We start from the raw sequence: 20,161 nt of genomic DNA, 5'->3' as shown, positions 1-20,161 counted from the left end.
CCGGCGGGTCTCGGTCTGCCGGTCGGGCCCGGCCCGTACCGGCACGAGCCGGCACGATCATTCCTCTCCTGGTGTGGACCGCCTAAGAACCACCGCGCCTGTTTTGACCCGCGCCTGCCGTTCTCACCACATTCACCACGCCGGCGACGAAGCCCAGCAGCAGGAACACGATGAATCCGAAAGGCGACGTCGACAGCAAGCGGTCGAAACCCCAGCCAATCCCCGCTCCGACAACGACCCCGGCGACCAACTCGGAGGATAACCGAAAACCAAGCGCCATCGCCGAGGCTCTGGCCGCTCTGTCCTCACCGTCACCTGCGGGTTGCTCGGTCTTGACGTGGCGGCCGCGAAATTCGGACAACCGCTGATCAAGATTTCCGAGCCGTTCGGAAAGCGCAGCTTCCTCGGGCGATCTATCGCGATCTCCATTCTCGCCGTGTCCCGTGCCCTGTGTCATGCAACGAAGACCCGAAACGCCGCGGTTGAATGGAAATTACGCCCGCCACCCTCAAAAGCCGCGCGGACCATACTGATGGCCCATAATCAAGTCAAGCCAAGTCACGATTGTGTCCATTCCTGTTATGTATTTGATTTATCTTACAATATCGGCGCGGGCGGCAGCGCTGCACACAGCGTGACGCCGCACCGCAGCAGGTCTCCGCTGGATCGGCGGATGCCGTCGCCATTTCGCCCGGCTGCCGGGATCAAAGGGGGCGCCGTGATCGTTCATGTCAAAGGCGCGTTTTGGGCGGCGGATCGCCTCGCCGGGGTGTAGAATTGCGAGACGTGCCACCTTTATGAGCGCCATCTTTGGACGTGCTACCTGCGCGTCGTGGCGGAGAACGCGATGAGAGCAGCGAATTCATCCACAGCATCATGGCTGGCGGCGGCGGCGTTCGCCGCGGTGTTGACCATCAGCGGCGGCTGCCTCGTCGCGCAATCCGCGCCCGACAGCGAAAACGGCCGCTACAGCATGACGCCCATCCCCGAGGGGGTGCTGCGGCTCGACAGCCGCACCGGCACGGTGTCGACCTGCACCCGCAGCGGCGCCGGCTGGGCCTGCTACGCGGTGCCCGATGAACGTACCGCGCTCGACGCCGAGATCGGCAGGCTCCAGGCCGAAGTCGAGACGCTGAAGGGACGGCTTGCGGCGGGGCCGACCGTGTCAGGCAAGATCGACGAGGCGCTGCCGAAAACCGATCCGCTCAAGAAGGCGGAGCCGCAAGCACCAAAGGCCGCCGAGGGCGAGCGCAGGATCGAGATCCCGCTGCCGAGCGACCAGGACGTCGATCGCGTGATGTCATTCCTGGAAAGGGCCTGGCGCCGGCTGATCGACATGGCCAACCGCGTGCAGAAGGACGTGTCGGGGAAGATTTAGCACGTGGCGAGATGCGGTAGGGTGGGCAAGGCCGCGACGCGCCGTGCCCACCATTTTTGTTTTCGTTGCGTGAGTCGGTGGGCACGCTTCGCTTTGCCCACCTATGGCAGCTTTCCGAATTGAGAGAGTGATGATGACATCAGCCAAATCCATCACGCGCTCGGCGCCATCGTCGGTGCAAGCCACCACCATCGCATCGTCGCTGCTGACCGTGCAGACGCCCGGCCGCGGCTTCACCGATCTCACCGCTGAAGCTGCGAAGTTCGTGGCGGAGGCAGGCGCGCGAGACGGCGCGTTGACGCTGTTCGTTCGTCACACCTCCGCATCGCTGACGATCCAGGAGAACGCCGACCCTTCCGTGCTCGTGGATCTCACCACGGCTCTGTCCCGGCTCGCGCCCGAGAACGCCGGCTGGACGCATGATGCCGAGGGACCGGACGACATGCCGGCGCACGTCAAGACAATGCTGACCCAGACTTCGCTTCATGTGCCGGTCCTGAGCGGCAAGCTCGCGCTTGGCACCTGGCAGGCGATCTATCTGATCGAGCATCGCGCCCGCCCGCACCGGCGCGAGGTGGTGCTGCAATTCCTCGGTAGCAATCAGTAGGCCAAAACAAAACCGGCCGCGGAGACCGCGGCCGGTTGGTGTTGATCTCGATCTGCGTCGATCAGGTCGACTTGATATCGACGTCCTTGGTCTCCGGCAGGAAGAACAAGCCGATCACGACGGTAATCGACGCGAAGATGACCGGATACCAGAGGCCCGCATAGATATCGCCCGTCGAGGCCACGATCGCGAAGGCGGTCGCCGGCAGCAGGCCGCCGAACCAGCCGTTACCGATGTGGTAGGGCAGCGACATCGAGGTGTAGCGGATGCGGGTCGGGAACAGTTCGACCAGCATCGCGGCAATCGGGCCGTACACCATGGTGACGAAGAGCACCAGGACGAACAGCAATCCGACGACCGCGGCCACCTGCGGACGGAAGATGTCGAACGGATGCGCCATCTTCACGATGCCCGCATCTCCGGCCTTCGGATAGCCGGCTCCCTGCACGGCGGCGAGCACTGCCGGATTGCCGTCCTTGGCGTTGGCGTAGGGAACTTCCTTGCCGTTGACCATCACCTTCACGCCGGAGCCTGCCGCACCTGGCGTGGTCGAGTACTTGACCGACGACTGCGACAGGTAGGCACGTGCCGTGTCGCAAGGCGAGGTGAAGACGCGGGTGCCGACCGGATTGAACAAGTCGCCGCAACCTGCGGGATCTGCCACCACGTCGACCTTGACCGACTCGATCGCCTTTTCCAGCGCCGGGTTGGCATTGGTGGTGATCATCTTGAAGATCGGGAAGAAGGTCAGCGCCGCGATCAGGCAGCCGCCGAGGATGATCGGCTTGCGGCCGATCTTGTCGGAGAGCACGCCGAACACGATGAAGAAGCCGGTCCCGAGCAGGAGCGACCAGGCGATCAGCAGGTTGGCGGTGTAGCCGTCGACCTTGAGGATCGATTGCAGGAAGAACAGCGCGTAGAATTGGCCAGTGTACCAGACCACGCCTTGGCCCATCACGCCGCCAAACAGCGCCAGCAGCACGAGCTTGCCGTTCTGCCAGTTGCCGAAGGCTTCCGTCAGCGGGGCCTTCGAGCTCTTCCCCTCGTCCTTCATCTTCTGGAAGATCGGGGATTCGTTGAGGCGAAGCCGGATCCAGACCGAAACGCCGAGCAGCAGCACGGAGACCAGGAACGGAATGCGCCAGCCCCATGCCGCGAAGTCGGGTTCGCCGAGCGCGGAGCGCGTGAACAGGATCACCAGCAGCGACAGGAACAGGCCGAGCGTCGCCGTGGTCTGGATGAAGGAGGTGTAGTAACCGCGCTTGCCGTTCGGAGCATGCTCCGCGACGTAGGTGGCCGCACCGCCATATTCACCGCCGAGCGCGAGGCCCTGGGCGAGACGCAGCGCGATCAGGATGATCGGGGCCGCGATGCCGATGGTGGCAGCGTTGGGCAGCAGGCCGACGATGAAAGTCGACAGACCCATGATCAGGATGGTGACGAGGAAGGTGTATTTGCGGCCGACGATGTCGCCGACACGGCCGAACACGATCGCGCCGAACGGGCGCACCAGGAAGCCGGCCGCGAAGGCCAGCAGCGCGAAGATGTCGCGGGTTGCCGGCGGATAGGCCGAGAAGAACTGCGCGCCGATGATGCCGGCCAGCGAACCGTAGAGATAGAAGTCGTACCACTCGAAGACGGTACCGAGCGAGGAGGCGAGAATGACGAACCGTTCGTCCTTCGTCATCCCTCCCGCGCCTGCTTGAGACACAGCCATTGTCGACATGTTGAGTCGCTCCCCGAAAAATCGTTTCCTCGCGCCCTGGATGTCCGGTCATGCCGGATCAACCCAAGCCTTGCCCCCAAGGTAACATTGGCGTGAAACCCGCCCCAATACGACTTTCGGCCTTTCACACTGACGCTCGCCTGACACTGCGAGCCTTCCATCCGGCAACATAGTGCCGGCCTGTGGATTAACCCCGTTGCCGCAAAGGGATAATGTCCACTTGCATGCCACGGCTGGTCGGGAAAGAATTGACCAGGGCCCCGCGCCGGCTTACTGGCCCGGTGCGATTGCCAGCAAGAGAACGATGAACGCTCCCTCGACCCATCTCATCATTGCCGATGACCACCCATTGTTCCGCGACGCGTTGCGGCAGGCGGTGACGGGCGTCCTGAGCTCGGCCAGGATCGACGAGGCTGGATCGTTCGAGGATCTGACCAAGCTTTTGGAACAGACCTCCGACGTCGACCTGATCCTGCTCGACCTGTCGATGCCCGGGATCTCCGGCTTTTCCGGCCTGATCTATCTGCGCGCGCAATATCCGGCTATTCCGGTGGTGATCGTCTCGGCGTCCGACGACAGCGCCACCATCCGCCGCTCGCTCGACTTCGGCGCCTCCGGGTTCATCCCGAAGCGCTTCGGCGTCGACACCTTGCGCGACGCGATCCTCAAGGTAATGGAGGGCGACGTCTGGGTTCCCGCCGACACTGATCTGTCGGCAGTCGCCGACCCCGACATGACGCGCCTGCGCGACCGGCTGGTGACGCTGACGCCGCAGCAGGTCCGGGTTCTGATGATGCTGTCGGAGGGATTGCTCAACAAGCAGATCGCCTATGAGCTCGGCGTCTCCGAGGCCACCATCAAGGCGCATGTCTCGGCGATCCTGCAAAAGCTCGGCGTCGAAAGTCGGACCCAAGCCGTGATCGCCGCCGCGAAAATCGCCGGCGGCCAATGGAAGCAGGGTACCCCGACGGGGTGAGCCTGTAGCGAGCGCCTCTCGCAGCCTGTAGCCCGGATGAGCGAAGCGACATCCGGGACCGCTAGTGCGGCTAGCTAGCGAAAACCCCGGATATAGCTTCGCTCATCCGGGCTACCGGACCTCCTCTGTGTCGCCCCCGTCAATCCGCCGCCGCAAAAATATTCCACTTTACCGAAATTCGGAAATGGCGTATGTGTCGCGCATCCCGGCTCATCCTTGAGGGGCGATCTTGTGGTCGTCATGTTCGCGAGCCGGGCTTGCGGTGGACGCGGCAGCGTTCGGGTGCGAGAGGCCAAGGGCAGGGCGGATTGCTCTCCGTGAGCCCAAGGCTGCGTTCCGACGAGCGGCGCTGCTAGGCTTCGTCTCGTCTGTAAGTTTCCGGCTCCGTCGACAGGGCTGGAAAAACTGCGGCGAAATGGCGAGCCGTGCGTACGGCAAAACCGTGTGGTCCTGGCCGTCGTTGCTACGGTCAAGCCCTGGCGAATGCGGCATCCGCGTCAACCGGCGCGGTGCCGGTGACTTTCGCAGGGACGAGGGAGGCCAAAAGGAACTCGGCTCCCGGGAGAGCACGGCATAAGCCGTCCAACCATCGCGCAGGGAAGGCCGAGTGATTGGCTACACCTGTATGCTGCTGTGCGGTTTCCTTGCGCTACATTTTCGCGCAGCGGACCGCGGGTGCCAGCCGGCACCCGGCCTTCCCTGCGCCCTCTTGGCTTTGAGGGTGGAATGACCAGGCAAAGCTCGGGCGAAACGCGCCGCGAGGACGCGAAGGCATGTCTGCAAGTTGAACCTGAATTGGAGGATGGCGATGCTGCCCTTTGCTCCGTCATTGCGAGCGTAGCGAAGCGTTCCAGCGTCCTACCGCGGAGAGATTCTGGATTGCTTCGCTGCGCTCGCAATGACGCTTTGAGAGAGTGCGCGCCTCACTCCGCACCAGAGTCCGCGTCACAATGTTTGCAACAACTTCTCGGCAGCCTTGATATCCGCTGTTTCCGAGCCCTGGGCGAAGCCTTCATACGCCAATTGAAGCCACCGCTTCGCTTCCTCGCGCCGGCCGCGTTCGACAAGGAGACCGGCGAGATCGATCGCGGCCCGCAGCTCCCAGGCCTTGGCACCTTTGCGACGACTCAATGCCAGTGATTGCACGAAATGGGCTTCCGCTTGATCGGCCTCGGGCTGGGCTCTGGCCAAGAGAACCCTGCCCTTCATGCGCAGCAGCTCGGGCATGTACAGATGATCGCCGCTTTGCTCGACGAGGCGGATCGCGTCGTCGAGCAGGCGCGCGCTCCGCTCGATCTGCCCAAGCGTCATCAAGCCCTGAACAAGCGCGATGTTGAACGTCGTGGTGAGCAACTCGTAACCGGCATCGTGGAGCTCACGCAGACACGTCCCGATCGTCTCGACGCCTTCGGCGGCATTGCCGCGCTGGATCGCCAGCTCGCCTTTGACGCCGCGGCCGACCGCAAGATAGGGCCCCATGGAGCGCGATTCGGCATGGGCGATGAAGCGGTCGATGTTCTCTTCCGCGGCATCGAGGTCTCCGCTCCAGAGATCGATCGAGACCGCCCAGATCAACGCAATGCAGAGCGTGATCGGATGGTCCATCTGGGCGGCCTCGACGACCGTCTGCCGGGCCAGTTGCATCGCATCCGCGGGGCGGCCCTGCAACCAAAACTCGCGCGCGAGCGAGATGCCGGCCCGGTTGCGGTGATCGAAGCCATAGACGGTGCTGATCCGTTCCGTGCCCGGCTTATGCCAGGCGGTCTCCAGCATCGTCAACGCGTCGCGATGCTCGCCGGCAAGATGCAAGGAGACACCGAGGAGCGAATGGGCGAGGGCGAGGGAGGCGGCATCGCCGAGTGTCCCGGCGACCGTGAGGCTTTGCTGCGCATAGCCGAGCGCGGCGTCGAACTGTCCCATCCGCTCGTGGAAGATATGCATGCGCCCGAGCAGCTGGAGCTGGTTCGGCGCGTCGCCGCGCGCCTCGGCGATCGCAAGGCTTCGGCTCAACGCGGCACGCGCCGCTTCGCTGCCGCCGCGCGTGAACATCAAGGTCAGTCCGAGCGCGGCCTGGATGTGCATTTCCTCGGCGCCGCCGCGCGAGGAAGGATCGAGCGCAAGCAGCGCCCGTTCAGACCAGCGCCGGCACTCGACCAGCAACGACATCGCGAGAAAAATTGGCGCTGCAGCTGCGGCCAGTGCAATGCCGATGCTGGCATCGCCGTCCGTGCCAAAACACCAGTCCAGCGCCGCGCGCACGTTGTGAAGCGCGGAGAAGTGGATCGCGCGCTCGTCGGCGCTCGGCACCGTGGCCCATGTCGTGCCGGCCTGCTCCAGCCATTGCCGGTAATAGGTCGCGTGGCGGGCGGCGAGCGCCGCGTCATCAGGTTCGATCTCGAGCAGATAGGCGCGCGTCGTGTCGAGCAGACGGTAACGCATCATGGCGCCAATCGGCCGCGCCGCGACCATCGACTTGGCCACCAGGCCGTCGATGGCATCGAACAGGCGGGAGCGGTCGACGCGTTCGTCCGGCACGATCTCGAGTGCGGCGTCGATAGTGAAGTGACCGGCGAAAACCGCGAGCCTGCGCAGCACGAGACGTTCGATATCGGACAAGAGCCCGTAGCTCCATGCCAGCGTCGCCTGCAACGTCTTCTGTCGCGGCGGCGCCGTGCGCTGGCCCTGCCAGAGCAGATTGAGGCGCTCGTCGAGCAGTGCCGCGGTCTGCTCCAGGCCGTAGGCTTCGACCCGGCCGGCGGCGAGTTCGATTGCCAGCGCCATGCCGTCCAGCTTGCGGCAGATCCCGGCGACGATCGCTGCATTGGCATCGTCGAGCGCGATCTGCGCGCCACCGGCCGTGGCACGTTCGAGGAAGAGTTGAAGTGCAGGATAAGTCTGCGCCGCGGCCGCCGTCAGACCGGGATGGTCGGGCGGAACGGCAAGCGGCGCCAGCCGATACACCTGCTCGCCCTCGACCCGCAGGGCTTCGCGGCTCGTCGCCAGAATGTAGATATTCGGTGCGGCGTGGAAGATCTCGGCGGCCAGCGGGGCCGCGGCTGCGATGACGTGTTCGCAATTGTCGAGGATCAGCAGCATCCGCTTGTCCCGGAGATGCGCGAGCAGCGCAGGCAGGGGATCGTCGGTTTGCGCCGGCAAGCCCAGCATCAGCAGGATCGAGGTGATCACGAGATCGGGATCGCTCAGCGCGGCAAGATCGACGAAATGTGCGGCGTCGGAGAATGTCGCGAGCAGATCGTGAGCGATGGCAACGGCAACGGCGGTCTTGCCGACACCGCCCGGGCCGACGATCGTGACGAAGCGCGAGCGGATCAGCCTGTCGGAGACGGCGGCGACCGCATCGTCGCGCCCGACCATTCGTTGCAGCCGGTTCGGCAGTTTGACGGGCGGCAATTCCGTTCGCGCTACGGTGCGCCGATCTGCCGCGATAGCCGCCTGCGAGATCGGCGCCACGAAGCAATAGCCGCGGCCGGAGAGCGTCGTGATGTAGCGGGCACCGTCCCTGCCGTCGCCAAGGGCCTTGCGAAGCGCCGCGACGTGAAAGCGCAGATTGGCGTCCTCGACTGTCATGCCGGGCCACACCAGCGCCATCAGATCATACTTGCTGACGACCTGGTTCGGCCGCGACATCAGCGCGAGCAGCGTGTCGAAGGCCTTTGCACCGAGCGGCAGCGCGACGCCGTCGCGCATGACGAGTCTTTCGTGCGGCGTCACAGTGAATGGCCCAAACGAGAGGGTTCCCGTTGCGGTGCCGGCCGGCTCGGTCATGGCGGAATCCTGATCTTTTGGAACGGACCGGATAGCCAGATGATCGCAATCCGGCAAGGCCGTCCCACGCCGCGATCGGACCGCGGATGCAGGTCCTGTGAGGCGCGCGAACCGAGACCTCACAACTTCTCACAAGTCCCAACGGGTGTGTCGCGGCAGCCGCTGCTAGTGAGTTGCGCGATGGCAAGGAGACATTCATGACCCAAGCGGCAAAATTGCTCTACACGGCCCGGACCCGCACCAGTGGCGGGCGGCAGGACGGGATATCGCGCAGTTCCGACGGCCGTCTGGATGTCAAGCTGTCGCCGCCGGGCGGCAACGGCATCGGTACCAATCCCGAGCAATTGTTCGCGGCCGGCTGGTCGGCCTGCTTCGAAGGCGCGATGGAAATCGCGGCCCGCAAGCGGAAGATCGAGCTCCCCAGGAAATGTGCGATCGATGCGGAGATCGACCTCGTGCTCGACGAGGGCGCCTATTCGCTCAGGGCACGCCTCGATGTCAGCCTGCCCGGCCTCGATCGCGAGATCGCGCGCGGCCTCGTCGATGAGGCGCATCAGACCTGTCCCTATTCCAAGGCCGTCCGCGGCAACATCGACGTCACGGTCGCACTGATCTGACGCACCACCTCCAACTATCAGAAAGGTAGCAGCATCATGAAACAGATCATCGATCAGCACCGCCGCCAGTTTTTCGGCATCGCCGCGGGAACTGTCGCCGCCGGCCTCGGCGTGATCGGCCTCGCCCGCGCCGAATCGCAAGCGACGCGCTCTTCCGCAAGGAATGCGTCGTTCGGCGCGATCAAGCAGATCGATGCCGGCGTCCTCAACGTCGGCTACGCGGAGGCCGGTCCTGCGAACGGCCCCGTCGCGATCCTGCTGCACGGCTGGCCCTACGACATTCACGCCTTCGTCGACGTCGCGCCAATCCTGGCAAAGGCCGGCTATCGCGTCATCATTCCCTATCTCCGTGGTTACGGCTCGACCCACTTCCTCTCCGCCGAGACGCCGCGCAACGGCGAGCCCGCGGCAATGGCAGCCGATATCATCGCGCTGATGGACAAGCTCGACATCAAGAAAGCGGTGGTCGCCGGTTTTGATTGGGGCGCGCGCACCGCCGACATCATCGCCGCGCTCTGGCCGGAGCGCTGCCGCGCGCTGGTCTCGGTCAGCGGCTATCTGATCTCCAGCCAGGCCGCGGGCAACGCGCCGCTGCCGCCGTCGGCCGAGCTGCAATGGTGGTACCAGTTTTATTTCGCGACCGAGCGCGGCCGCGCCGGATACGAGAAGTACACGCATGATTTCGCAAAACTGATCTGGAAGCTCGCTTCGCCGCAGTGGAAGTTCGACGACGCCACTTTCGAGCGCAGCGCGGCGGCGCTGGACAACAAGGATCACGTCGCGATCACCATCCACAATTACCGCTGGCGGCTCGGACTCGCCCAGGGCGAGGCGAAGTACGAGGAGCTCGAAAAGAAGCTTGCCGCAGCTCCCGTCATCAGCGTCCCGGCGATCACGATGGAAGGCGATGCCAACGGCGCGCCACATCCCGATCCAAGCGCCTATGCCAAGAAATTCTCGGGCCGGTACGACTATCGCCTGATCACCGGGGGCATCGGCCACAATCTGCCGCAGGAAGCACCGCAAGCCTTTGCCAAGGCCGTCATCGACGCCGACGGCGGCGCCTGAGGATTTTGGCAGCGCCTCGGTCCGGCAAGGCCGGACCGAGGCCTGACATGCGAACGCAGTTCAATGAAGCGTCAGCGAAAATGAAATCCGAAAAGTCAAAAGTTCCGTCTTCTACGACGATGATCGTGCTTGCCGTGCTCCTCCTCGTCGTTGTCCTGACCTGCGTGCCCTATCTGGTCACGATCGCTTTCGCGCAGGGCCCGGCGGATGCCTCGCCCATCTTCGGCGTCACTGTGCCGGAGGGCTACAAGCAGTGGGAGCTGATCGCGCCGGCCGAGGAGGCGGCTCCCCTGGACGAGCTGCGTGCCGTCGTCGGCAACAGGACCGCGATCGATGCTTATCAAGACAACAAGCTTCCGTTCCCGGACGGCACAATTCTGGTCAAGCGGGCCTGGAAGCGGAAACAGTCGCCCGAATTTGCGTCCGCGACGATTCCCGGTGAAGCCACCACCGTCCAGGTGATGGTCAAGGATTCCAAAAAATATGCCTCGACCGGCGGCTGGGGATTTGGTCGCTTCATCAACGGCAAGCCGGTCGACGAGGCCCAGCATCGCACCTGCTTCGCGTGCCACGAAGCTCGTGTGAAGTGTCGCGACTACGTGTTTACAAGGCTTGCGCCCTGAGTGCGGAGTTTCACTCCGCAGCCACCATCTGCTGCGTGCGCCACTGGCCGAGCAGGGCGCGCAGCGAAGCCGGCTTGACCGGCTTGTTGAGCACCGCAACCTTTTCGTCGCGCGCAGCCATTTGCACGGCGGGGCTGCGGTCGGCGGTGATCAGGATCGCGGGGATGCCGTCACCGAAGCGGCGGCGGATGTCGCGGATCGCGGCGATGCCGTTGCCGCGGTCGAGATGGTAATCGACCAGCAGGCCGGTCACGCGGCGGCCCGCAGTCTCGATTGCGGCGATCGCGGCCTCGGGATCGGCGACCGCGATCACTTCGGCGTCCCAGGCTTTCAGCAGCGTGCGCATGCCGTCGAGGATCGCGGCGTCGTTCTCGATGCAGACGATCAGGGTACCCGAGATCGAGGTGCGTGCGAGCGGCGTCGCACTGGTCACGGCCGCGGTGTGGGTGATCGCCTTCGCCGTCGGCACCGTCACGGAAAACACCGAGCCGCCGCCGACATTGGAATCGATGGCAATGTCGTGCTTGAGCACGCGCGCCAGCCGCTCGACGATCGACAGGCCCAGGCCGAGGCCGCGGGCGATCCGCGCACCCTGCTCGAGGCGGTGAAATTCCTTGAAGATCTCGCCGCGCTTGACCGTCGGGATGCCGACGCCGGTGTCGTAGACGCAGATCTTCAGCGTGGCGCCGCGGCGGCGGCAGCCGACCAGCACGCGCCCGCGTGGAGTATATTTGATCGCGTTGGAGATCAGGTTCTGGAGCAGCCGCCGCAGCAAGAGACGATCCGACTCGACGGGCAGCGAACACGGCACGAACACGAGAGCCAGATTCTTCGCGCGTGCGATCGGCGCGAACTCGATCTCCAGCGAGCGCATCAGATCGGCCATCTTGAAGCTCGAGATCGAGGTCGTCATCGCGCCGGCGTCGAGCCTGGAGATGTCGAGCAGCGCGCCGAGAATTTCCTCGATCGCCTGGAGCGATTCGTCGATGTTCTCGACCAGCCGTGTCTCCTCGCCGCTGTGCTGACGCTCGACCAGGCTCGTGACATAGAGCCGCGCCGCGTTCAGCGGCTGGAGAATGTCGTGGCTTGCGGCGGCGAGAAAGCGGGTCTTGGAGATGCTGGCGTCTTCGGCCGCGCTCTTGGCCAGCGCCAGCTCGGAATTCAGCCGGGTCAGCTCCTCGGTGCGGTCGCGCACCCGCTTTTCCAGCGTCGCATTGGCCCTCTCCAGCGCTTCGGCCGCCTCGAACGTGGGCGTGACGTCGGTGAAGGTAATGACGAAGCCGCCGCCGGGCATGCGGTTGGTCAAGATCTCGATCACCATGTGGCGGTCGGGCAGGCGCTCGAGATAAGGCTCGCCGTCGGTGGTGTAAGCCACCAGCCGGCGCTCCAGCATGGCCTCGCGCTCGATCGGATCGGCCGGCTCGCTCACGCCCATGAATTCCAGGATTTCACGCAATGGCGTGCCGAACTGGATGAAATGCGGAGGAACGTTGAGGAGATCGCCGAACTGCCGGTTGGAGCAGATCAGTTGCAGATCGGCATCGAACACCGCGATGCCCTGGCGCACATGGTTAAGCGCGGTCTGGAGGATCTCGCGGTTGAAATGCAGCGCCGCATGGGAATCGTCGAGCAGTTTTAGCGCAGCCTTGGCGGAGACCGTCCGTTTGCGCAGCAGCAGCGACATTACGAGACGCGAGGAGGCTGCGCCGATCGAGGAGGCGATCAGGTGCTCGGCGTGCTGCAGCAGCTCGAAATCGGCGGGCGCCCCGGACTCCAGCCGCACATTGCGCCGCGCGGATAAGGCCTCGAACGAATGCCGCGCGCGGTCAGGCCCGAGATATTGCGCTACCGTGGTCTGGATGTCCTGCACCGTGACCGTGGTGCGCCAGCGGCGGAAATTCGGGGAAATTGGCGCGAGCGTGTTGGGGACGAACAGATCGGCCTGGACCAGCTCGATCGAAGACGGCCGGCGCGCCAGCGACAGCAGCACGTAGGTGAGGATGTTGAGCGACAGCGACCAGACCACGCCGTGCATCAGCGGCGGCAAATCGGCGCCGAACAACGCCTGCGGCCGCAGCGCCTCGATCCCGAACGGGCCGTGCTGGAGCAGCAGGATGCCCGCCGTCGAGGTATCCATGAAGCTCGGGATGAAGAGCGTGTAGAGCCACACTGCGAAGCCGACCAGCATGCCGCCGATCGCGCCGCGCGCGGTCGCGCGCCGCCACAGCAGTCCACCGAAGAAGCTTGGTGCAAGCTGGGCGATGGCGGCAAAAGACAGCAGGCCGATCGCCGCGAGCTGGGTGTTGCCGAGCGCGCGGTAGTAGAAATAGGCCATCACCATGATGGCGAAGATCGCGAGCCGGCGCGAACGCAACAGGAAGTCGCTGAAATCGGCACCGCCGGTGCGCCCCTCCGGCCGTCGTTGCAGCACCAGGGGCACCACGAGGTCGTTCGAAACCATGATGGAGAGCGCGACGCATTCGACGATCACCATCGCGGTCGCCGCCGACAACCCGCCGACGAAGACGGCGACGCTGAGCAGATCCGCGCCGCCCTCCATCGGCAGCGCCAGCACGTACATGTCAGGATCGGCGGCGCCGAACGGGAAGCTGACGAGGCCGGCGAGCGCGATCGGGATCACGAACAGATTGATGGCGACGAGATAGAGCGGAAACAGCCAGCGCGCGCGACCGACCTCGGCGTCCGAGGAATTCTCCACCACGCTGACGTGGAACTGGCGCGGCAGCAGCATGATCGCGCACAGCGACAGCAGCGTCATGGTCAGGAAGTTGCCGATCGACGGCGAATAGTTGATGACGCGCACCGCCTCCGGTGTCTTCATCGCGCGCTCGATCAGTTCGTGCGGCGAGAACATCCAGAACGTGACGAAGGTGCCCGCAGCGAGGAAGGCGACGAGCTTGATGATGGATTCGGTTGCGACCGCCAGCATCAGGCCGTGCTGGTGCTCGGTGGCGTCCGTCTGCCGCGTGCCGAACAGCACCGCGAAGGCCGCCATCGCCAGCGTCACGATCAGCGCCACGTCGCCGATGATCGGGATGTGGGAGAAGGCCTGGTCTTCGCTCAGGATGGTTTCGAGCGAGGAGGCGACCGCCTTGAGCTGGAGCGCGATGTAGGGCACCGAGCCGATGATGGCGATCAGCGCGACGGTTGCCGCCACTGCCTGGCTCTTGCCGTAGCGCGCGCCGATGAAGTCGGCGATCGAGGTGATGTTGTGGGCCTTCGCGAGCTGGATCACGCGGCGCAGCACGCCGGCTCCGAGTCCGATCATCAGGATCGGGCCGACATAGATCGCGAGGAAGTCGGTGGAGGTGCGGGTGGCGAAGCCGACCGAGCCGAAGAAGGTCCAGGAGGTGCAGTAGATCGCCAGCGACAGCGGATAGATCAGCCCCGAGGCGCGGCCGCGCCCGGCCGGCGAGCGGCGGTCGCCATGGCTCGCCACCAGGAACAGAAAGCCGATATAGCCGAAGGCGGCGGCGATCACGCCCCAATCGTGCAGCATGGCGAGCGTGCTTCTCCCGGGGCGCGCGCTGGCCGCGCCCGATCTCATTTTCCCTGTAAATCTAGCGCGTTGGACGGGTGGAGGCGACAGCGAAATGCCGTGCCACGGCGGGAACCGGAGTTGTCGTTAAGCGGCTGCCTTAAAGCTGCGCTGCTTCTGGCTCCCCGAGAGAGTCCCCGCGTGGTACCCCCTCCCTGACCCTCCCCCACAAGGGGGAGGGAACGGAGAGACCGTCCGCGTTGCAGGAAATTCGAGACCGACCGCTACGCTGTGCGGCTCCGCCGACCTAAGGGAGGCGCAACTCTCTCGCTCCCTTCCCCCTTGGGGGACGGTGGGGAGGGGGTAGCTCCGGGACGGTGAAACTTAGATCGAAAGAGAAGGCGAAGAAGCCTACTCCGCCGCCAGCGACTTCTCGCGGAGCGGCAGACCCAGGCGGTCCCACACCTGCAGCAGGGCTTCGGCGAGTTGATCGATCAGGCCGTCGTCGTGATAGGGCGAGGGCGTGATGCGCAGGCGTTCGGAGCCCTTGGCGACCGTCGGATAGTTGATCGGCTGGATGTAAATGCCGTGCTGTTCGAGCAAGAGGTCGGAAGCCTGCTTGCACTTCTCGGCATCGCCGATGAACAGCGGGACGATGTGGGTGTCGCTCGACATCACCGGCAGGCCGGCGGCGTTGAGGATCGCCTTGACTCGGGCGGCACGGTCCTGGTGACGCTCGCGCTCCCAGCTTGACGTCTTCAGATGCTTGATCGCGGCGGTCGCGGCCGAGCAGATCGCCGGCGGCAGCGCGGTGGTGAAGATGAAGCCCGGCGCATAGGAGCGCACGGCGTCGATGATCTGGCCGTTGGCGGCGATGTAGCCGCCGAGGCAGCCGAACGCCTTGGCCAGCGTGCCTTCGAGAATGTCGATGCGATGCATCACGCCGTCGCGCTCGGCGATGCCGCCGCCGCGCGGGCCGTACATGCCGACGGCGTGGACCTCGTCGACATAGGTCATCGCGCCGTACTTCTCGGCGAGGTCGCAGATCTTAGCGAGCGGGGCGATGTCGCCGTCCATCGAATAAAGACTCTCGCAGGCGATCAGCTTGGGCCGGCTCGGGCCCGCAGCCTTCAACAGTGCTTCGAGATCGGCGAGGTCGTTGTGGCGGAACACGACCCGCTCGCAGCCGGACTGGCGGATGCCCTCGATCATCGAATTGTGGTTGAGCTCGTCGGACAGGATCAGGCAGTTCGGAATGAGCTTTGCGATGGTCGCGATGCCGGTCTGGTTCGAGACGTAGCCGGACGTGAAGAGCAGCGAGGCTTCCTTGCCGTGGAGATCGGCGAGCTCGGCCTCGAGCTGCACCAGCGGATGATGCGTGCCGGCGATGTTGCGGGTGCCGCCGGCGCCGGTGCCGACGCGGGTCGCGGTCTCGACCATCGCGCCCACCACCTTCGGGTGCTGGCCCATGCCGAGATAATCGTTGGAGCACCAGATCACGACGTCGCGCTTGCCCTTGGGCGAGTGCCAGAGCGCATGCGGGAACCGGCCGGCAATGCGCTCGAGATCGGCGAACACGCGGTAGCGCCGCTCGGTGTGGAGACGATCAAGGGCGGAATTGAAAAACTGGGCGTAATCCATCGTCAAACCTGCAGCGGAACCGACCAAAGACCCGCATATCCTTAGAGCTTTTCCAGCTCCAATGTCTATGCGCTATCCCACATTTGGACCTGCGGGGCATTTGGGCAAAATGCCCTATCGTGCGATTTGAAACTTGATCCGGATCAAGTTCGCGCGAGATGCAATGTTGCTCTGCACCATCCGCTGAATTGAAGTCAGCGCTCAGGTCGTCCTGAACTGCAACACGCCGTCCTGCGTCTCGGCCGTCAGCCGGCCCTCGACGATCATGTAATTGACGTGGGCGACCAGTTCGCCGGCAGCGAAACCCATCTGATGTTCGTCCAGAACGTGCTTGTTAAACACCACGGGCACCAGGGCGCGCGAGGTCTGCGGCACCTCGCGGCAGGCTTCCGCGATCAGGCGGCAGCGCTCCTCATGGTGATCGGCGAGCTGCTTGATGCGGGTCTTGAGCCCGTAGAACGGCACGCCGTGGCCAGGCAGCACCAGCACGTCATAGGGGAGAGTCGTGGTGAGGCGGGCGAGCGAGGCCAGATATTCGCCGAGCGAGTTCTGGTCGGGTTCGACCGCCCACACGCTGACGTTCGGCGAGATCTTGCTCAGCACCTGGTCGGCCGAGAGGAACAGCTTGTCGTCGGCGCAGTACAGCATCACCTGGTCGAGCGCGTGACCGCCGCCGGTGATCACCTTGAAGCGGCGCGTGCCGATCACGACGTCATCGCCATGCGAGATGCGGCGGTAGGACGGCGGCAGCACCGAGACGCGCTTGAGATAGTCCTGGCCGCGGCCGAGCAGTTTTTCGGTGAGCGACTCGTCCATGCCATGGCGGCGGAAGAACAGCCGCTGCGCTTCCTGCCGCTCCTCGGTGCCGCGGTTCTGGTGATAGACCGATTGCAGATATTCGACCTGCGACATCACGAGCGGGCAGTTGAACCGCTCGACGATCCACCCGGCCAGACCGACATGATCGGGATGGGAATGGGTCACGATCAGGCGCGTGATGTTGACGCCCTTCAGCGGCCCGTCGAACAGCTTCGTCCAGGCTTCGATCGTCTCCTCATTGCCGAAGCCGGCATCGATCATGGCATAGCCGTCACCATCGGCGAGCAGGTAGATGTTCACATGGTTGAGGCGGAACGGCAGCTTCAGCCGCGCCCACAACACTCCTGGCTTCACCTCGACGACCTGTTCGGGGCCGGGATGCTGTTCCCAGGGATAGCGCAGGGCGTCGGCGGAGGACTGCACGGTGTCGGTCTTTGCGTTCATCCTACCGGCTTAAACCCGCCCGTCACGGCGCGCCAGCCGAAAAAGAACGCTGGCGCGGCCTGCATAGCGGTCATTCCGGGCTACGGAACGGCGCCTTACGCAGCCCGCATGTTGTTGAGGAACGCGTCGATCTCTCCGCGCAGCATGTCGGCTTCGCGGCGGAGCGCGTCGGAGGCGCCGAGCACTTCGTTCGCCGCTGCGCCGGCTTCCGCCGAAGCCGTGGAGACGCCGACGATGTTGCTGGAAACCTCGCTGGTGCCACCGGCCGCATGCTGGATGTTGCGGGCGATCTCGCGTGTCGCCGCGCCCTGTTCCTCGACGGCGGCGGCGATCGTCGTAGTGACGTCGTTGATCTCGCCGATGATCCGGCCGATGCCCTGGATGGCGCCGACCGCCGACGTCGTCACTGACTGCATGCTGGCGATCTGGCTACGGATCTCCTCCGTGGCCTTGGCGGTCTGGCTCGCGAGGCTCTTCACCTCGGAGGCGACCACCGCGAAGCCGCGGCCGGCTTCGCCCGCGCGCGCCGCCTCGATGGTGGCGTTGAGCGCCAGCAGATTGGTCTGCGAGGCGATGGTCTGAATCAGGTCGACCACCACGCTGATGCGGCTCGCGCTGTCGGCGAGGCTCTGCACGGTGGCGTCGGTCGCGCCCGCTTCGTCGACCGCCTTCCTGGCGATCGCGGCCGAGGTGACGACCTGCTTGCTGATTTCCTCGATCGAGGACGAGAGCTGCTCGGTGCCTGACGATACGGTCTGCACGTTGACCGAGGTCTCTTCGGCTGCGGAGGCAACCGCGTTCACCAGCGCATTGGACTGGTCTGCCGTGGTCGACATGCTCTGCGCGGTCGATTGCATCGAATTGGCCGACTGCGCGAGATTGTCGAGTGCGGAGCGCACCGTACTCTCGAACCCGGCGATCTTCGCCTCCATCTGCGCCGCACGCTCGGCCTTGGCGATGCGATCCCTGTCCTGCTCGCTCGCAAGCGCCCGGGCTTCGATCATGCTGTCGCGGAACACCGTCAGCGTTTCCTTCATCGCGCCGATCTCGTCGTTCTGCCGGGAGCGGACGATCTCGGTGTCAAGGTCGCCGGCCGAGAGCAACTGCATGGCGCGTTGAAGCTCGCGAATGCGGCGCAGGATGTTGCGGCCGACATAGAGCCAGACGAACAGCGCCGAGCCGACCAGCGTCAGTGCGCCGAGCGCCAGCATCGCGGTGGTCGCGAGCGAGATCTCCTGCCGCGCCTGGAAGGTCGACGCGTTGGTCTCCTTCTGCACACCCTCGACCAGCTGCTGCACGCTGATGCCGAGGCCGACATTGAGCTTGCGGGTCTCGTCCAGGATGGTCTGGCCGTAGTCGATGGCGTCGAGCTCCTTCTGGCGGATCTTGAACACGCCGGACTTGCCTTCGCCGAAGGCGAACAGCTTTTGCACGGTGTCGCGCACCGCTTGCATCGAGGCCATGTTCGGCAGGTCCTCGAGGTTCGACTTGACACGGTCGCGCGTCGCCTTGAACTCCTTCTCGATCGCCTCCAGCGTATCGCTGTTGTTGGCCGACAGCGCCGCCATCATGTCGGCGGCCATCAGATTGCCGTTGGCGGAGATGGTCGCGACCTGGGAGACGGTGCGGGCGGCTTCGGTGGCATCGTCAGCGGAAACTTCCGCCGCACCGAGGATCGCGTTCAGACGCGTCTGCGCATCCAGCATGGCAGGACCGGCCGCACCGACGAAGGTGAGCTGCGCCTTGCGGAGTGCTTCATATTGCTTGTCATGCAGCGCGCCGGTATCGAGCCGCTCGCGCGCGGCTGACACCAGGCTCTGGGTCGCCTCGTCGATGCTCTTGGCGGTGTCGCGCAACGCGGTTGCGATCTGCTTGTCGGCGCCGAGCTCGATGATCTCGCCAAGCTTGGCCATGGCAAGCTGCTGGATCTCCTGCACCTTCTTGGTGCGTTCGTTCAGCGCCTCGTCGGACGGCGACGCCAGCAGGCCCGGCCCCTGCGCCGCGAGCGTTGCGCTTTGCGATGCGAGTTGAAGGCTTGCGGAAAGGCGGGGGATATCGCGGCCGCTCAGGTCCATCATAGTGCTGCCGAGATGGTTGAAGACGAAGCCGGCGCCGGCCGCGATCACGAGACCCATGCCCGCGATCACTGCGAAGGCCGTGAACAGGCTGCCGCGCACGCCCCATGTCGGCATTTTGAAACGAGGCCGGATACCACCAAGCAAACGGCCAAGGCCCAGACGGATCGCCATCGAAATTCCCCCACGCATGATCTTTATGTTTTCGCGGCGGAGTATCCTCGGGGCAGGTTAAAAAATCGCAAGTTGCTCAATTGGTTGCGTTGCGTTCCGCACAGCGAAAAAAGAAGGGCCGGCAACGATGCCGGCCCTTCATCATGATAAGGCTTTGATAACCGTTCAGTAGCGCGCGACCGCCGAGTTGGCCCAGTTGAAGCGGTAGTTGACGCCCGCCTTGATGGTGTGGTCGTCGGTGGTGAAGTTGCCGGTTCCCGCCAGCGGGCCCGCGGTGAAGTGGGCGTCGCCGAAATTGTAGTACTGGTACTCGGCCTTGGCTGACCAGTTCGGCGCGAACATGTATTCGAGGCCGGCGCCGACGGTGTAGCCGTTGCGGTGGTCGCCGCTGATGATGAAGCCGGTCGGCACGCCGCCGACGGTCACCTTCTCGTTGTTGTCGGAATAGGCGTAGCCGCCCTTCACGTAGAGCAGGCCCGGACCCCAGGTGTAGCCGACGCGGCCGGTGATCGAGCCGAGACCGCGCTGGTCGTTGGTGTAGGCGACGCCGGCTGGGAACACCGCGCCGACGCTGCCGGAGAGCCAGGAATACTGGCCTTCGACGCCGACAACGAAGTTCGGGTTGAACTGCCAGTCCGCACCGGCCTGCAGACCGCCGAGGAAACGGCCGTTGCCGTTATTGCCGGTGGAGAGGCCGCTGAAATTGTTGTCGCTGGAGAACGCGCCGC

Annotated in this window: 14 protein-coding genes; 6 read left to right on the top strand and 8 right to left on the bottom strand. The window is 64.8% G+C overall.

The genetic code is table 11. From position 1 onward, the window contains the following. Positions 1-82: 82 nt before the first annotated feature. Positions 83-457 (bottom strand): AtpZ/AtpI family protein, encoded by a 375-nt coding sequence (locus IVB32_RS26170; RefSeq protein ID WP_018459992.1) that lies wholly within the window; start codon positions 455-457, stop codon positions 83-85. 390 nt (positions 458-847) lie between these two features. Here IVB32_RS26170 and IVB32_RS26165 point away from each other — a divergent pair, with 390 nt between their 5' ends. Together IVB32_RS26165 and IVB32_RS26160 are read left to right on the top strand one after the other, a co-directional pair. Continuing rightward, entirely contained in the window at positions 848-1,378 is a 531-nt protein-coding gene (locus IVB32_RS26165; RefSeq protein WP_026233920.1) for a hypothetical protein, read from the top strand. Between the two features lie 133 nt (positions 1,379-1,511). After that, entirely contained in the window at positions 1,512-1,985 is a 474-nt protein-coding gene (locus tag IVB32_RS26160; protein ID WP_026233919.1) for a secondary thiamine-phosphate synthase enzyme YjbQ, read from the top strand. 61 nt (positions 1,986-2,046) lie between these two features. Here IVB32_RS26160 and IVB32_RS26155 read toward each other — a convergent pair whose 3' ends face one another. After that, a complete protein-coding gene (locus tag IVB32_RS26155; RefSeq protein WP_018459988.1) occupies positions 2,047-3,672 on the bottom strand; it encodes an MFS transporter in 1,626 nt (541 codons plus the stop codon). 343 nt (positions 3,673-4,015) lie between these two features. Here IVB32_RS26155 and IVB32_RS26150 point away from each other — a divergent pair, with 343 nt between their 5' ends. After that, positions 4,016-4,687, top strand: coding sequence for a response regulator transcription factor (locus IVB32_RS26150; protein ID WP_018459987.1), 672 nt, complete (start codon positions 4,016-4,018; stop codon positions 4,685-4,687). 945 nt (positions 4,688-5,632) lie between these two features. On the opposite strand, the gene IVB32_RS26145 is transcribed toward IVB32_RS26150, so the two are convergent. Next, the gene (locus IVB32_RS26145; RefSeq protein WP_018458155.1) at positions 5,633-8,473 is read right to left on the bottom strand and encodes a winged helix-turn-helix domain-containing protein; all 2,841 of its coding nucleotides are present in this window, start codon (positions 8,471-8,473) and stop codon (positions 5,633-5,635) included. Positions 8,474-8,670: 197 nt separating this feature from the next. Between IVB32_RS26145 and IVB32_RS26140 the strand changes: the two genes are divergently transcribed. The 3 genes from IVB32_RS26140 to IVB32_RS26130 all read left to right on the top strand — a co-directional run bounded on the left by IVB32_RS26140 (position 8,671) and on the right by IVB32_RS26130 (position 10,781). Then, a complete protein-coding gene (locus tag IVB32_RS26140) occupies positions 8,671-9,090 on the top strand; it encodes an organic hydroperoxide resistance protein (protein ID WP_018458156.1) in 420 nt (139 codons plus the stop codon). A 36-nt stretch (positions 9,091-9,126) separates the two neighbouring features. Further along, positions 9,127-10,158, top strand: a complete 1,032-nt coding sequence (locus tag IVB32_RS26135) for an alpha/beta hydrolase (RefSeq protein ID WP_018458157.1) — start codon at positions 9,127-9,129, stop codon at positions 10,156-10,158. 119 nt (positions 10,159-10,277) lie between these two features. Continuing rightward, positions 10,278-10,781 (top strand): cytochrome P460 family protein, encoded by a 504-nt coding sequence (locus tag IVB32_RS26130; RefSeq protein ID WP_018458158.1) that lies wholly within the window; start codon positions 10,278-10,280, stop codon positions 10,779-10,781. A 10-nt stretch (positions 10,782-10,791) separates the two neighbouring features. Here the strand turns inward: IVB32_RS26130 and IVB32_RS26125 are convergent, their stop codons facing one another. From IVB32_RS26125 to IVB32_RS26105, 5 genes are all read right to left on the bottom strand, one after another. After that, positions 10,792-14,301, bottom strand: coding sequence for a hybrid sensor histidine kinase/response regulator (locus IVB32_RS26125; RefSeq protein ID WP_026233515.1), 3,510 nt, complete (start codon positions 14,299-14,301; stop codon positions 10,792-10,794). Between the two features lie 390 nt (positions 14,302-14,691). Further along, the gene (gene hemA, locus IVB32_RS26120) at positions 14,692-15,921 is read right to left on the bottom strand and encodes a 5-aminolevulinate synthase (protein WP_018458160.1); all 1,230 of its coding nucleotides are present in this window, start codon (positions 15,919-15,921) and stop codon (positions 14,692-14,694) included. 201 nt (positions 15,922-16,122) lie between these two features. Continuing rightward, complete coding sequence (locus IVB32_RS26115) at positions 16,123-17,184, bottom strand: MBL fold metallo-hydrolase (protein WP_018458161.1); 1,062 nt, start codon at positions 17,182-17,184, stop codon at positions 16,123-16,125. Between the two features lie 95 nt (positions 17,185-17,279). Next, entirely contained in the window at positions 17,280-19,433 is a 2,154-nt protein-coding gene (locus IVB32_RS26110) for a methyl-accepting chemotaxis protein (protein ID WP_018458162.1), read from the bottom strand. A gap of 165 nt (positions 19,434-19,598) precedes the next feature. Next, positions 19,599-20,161 (bottom strand): outer membrane beta-barrel protein (locus tag IVB32_RS26105; protein ID WP_247411807.1); only part of this gene is annotated, 563 nt, incomplete at its 5' end.

It is taken from the genome of Bradyrhizobium sp. 23, from assembly GCF_023073295.1.
In the GTDB taxonomy this organism is placed as follows: Bacteria; Pseudomonadota; Alphaproteobacteria; order Rhizobiales; family Xanthobacteraceae; genus Bradyrhizobium; species Bradyrhizobium canariense_D.
This window is presented reverse-complemented; position numbering and strand designations above follow the sequence as displayed.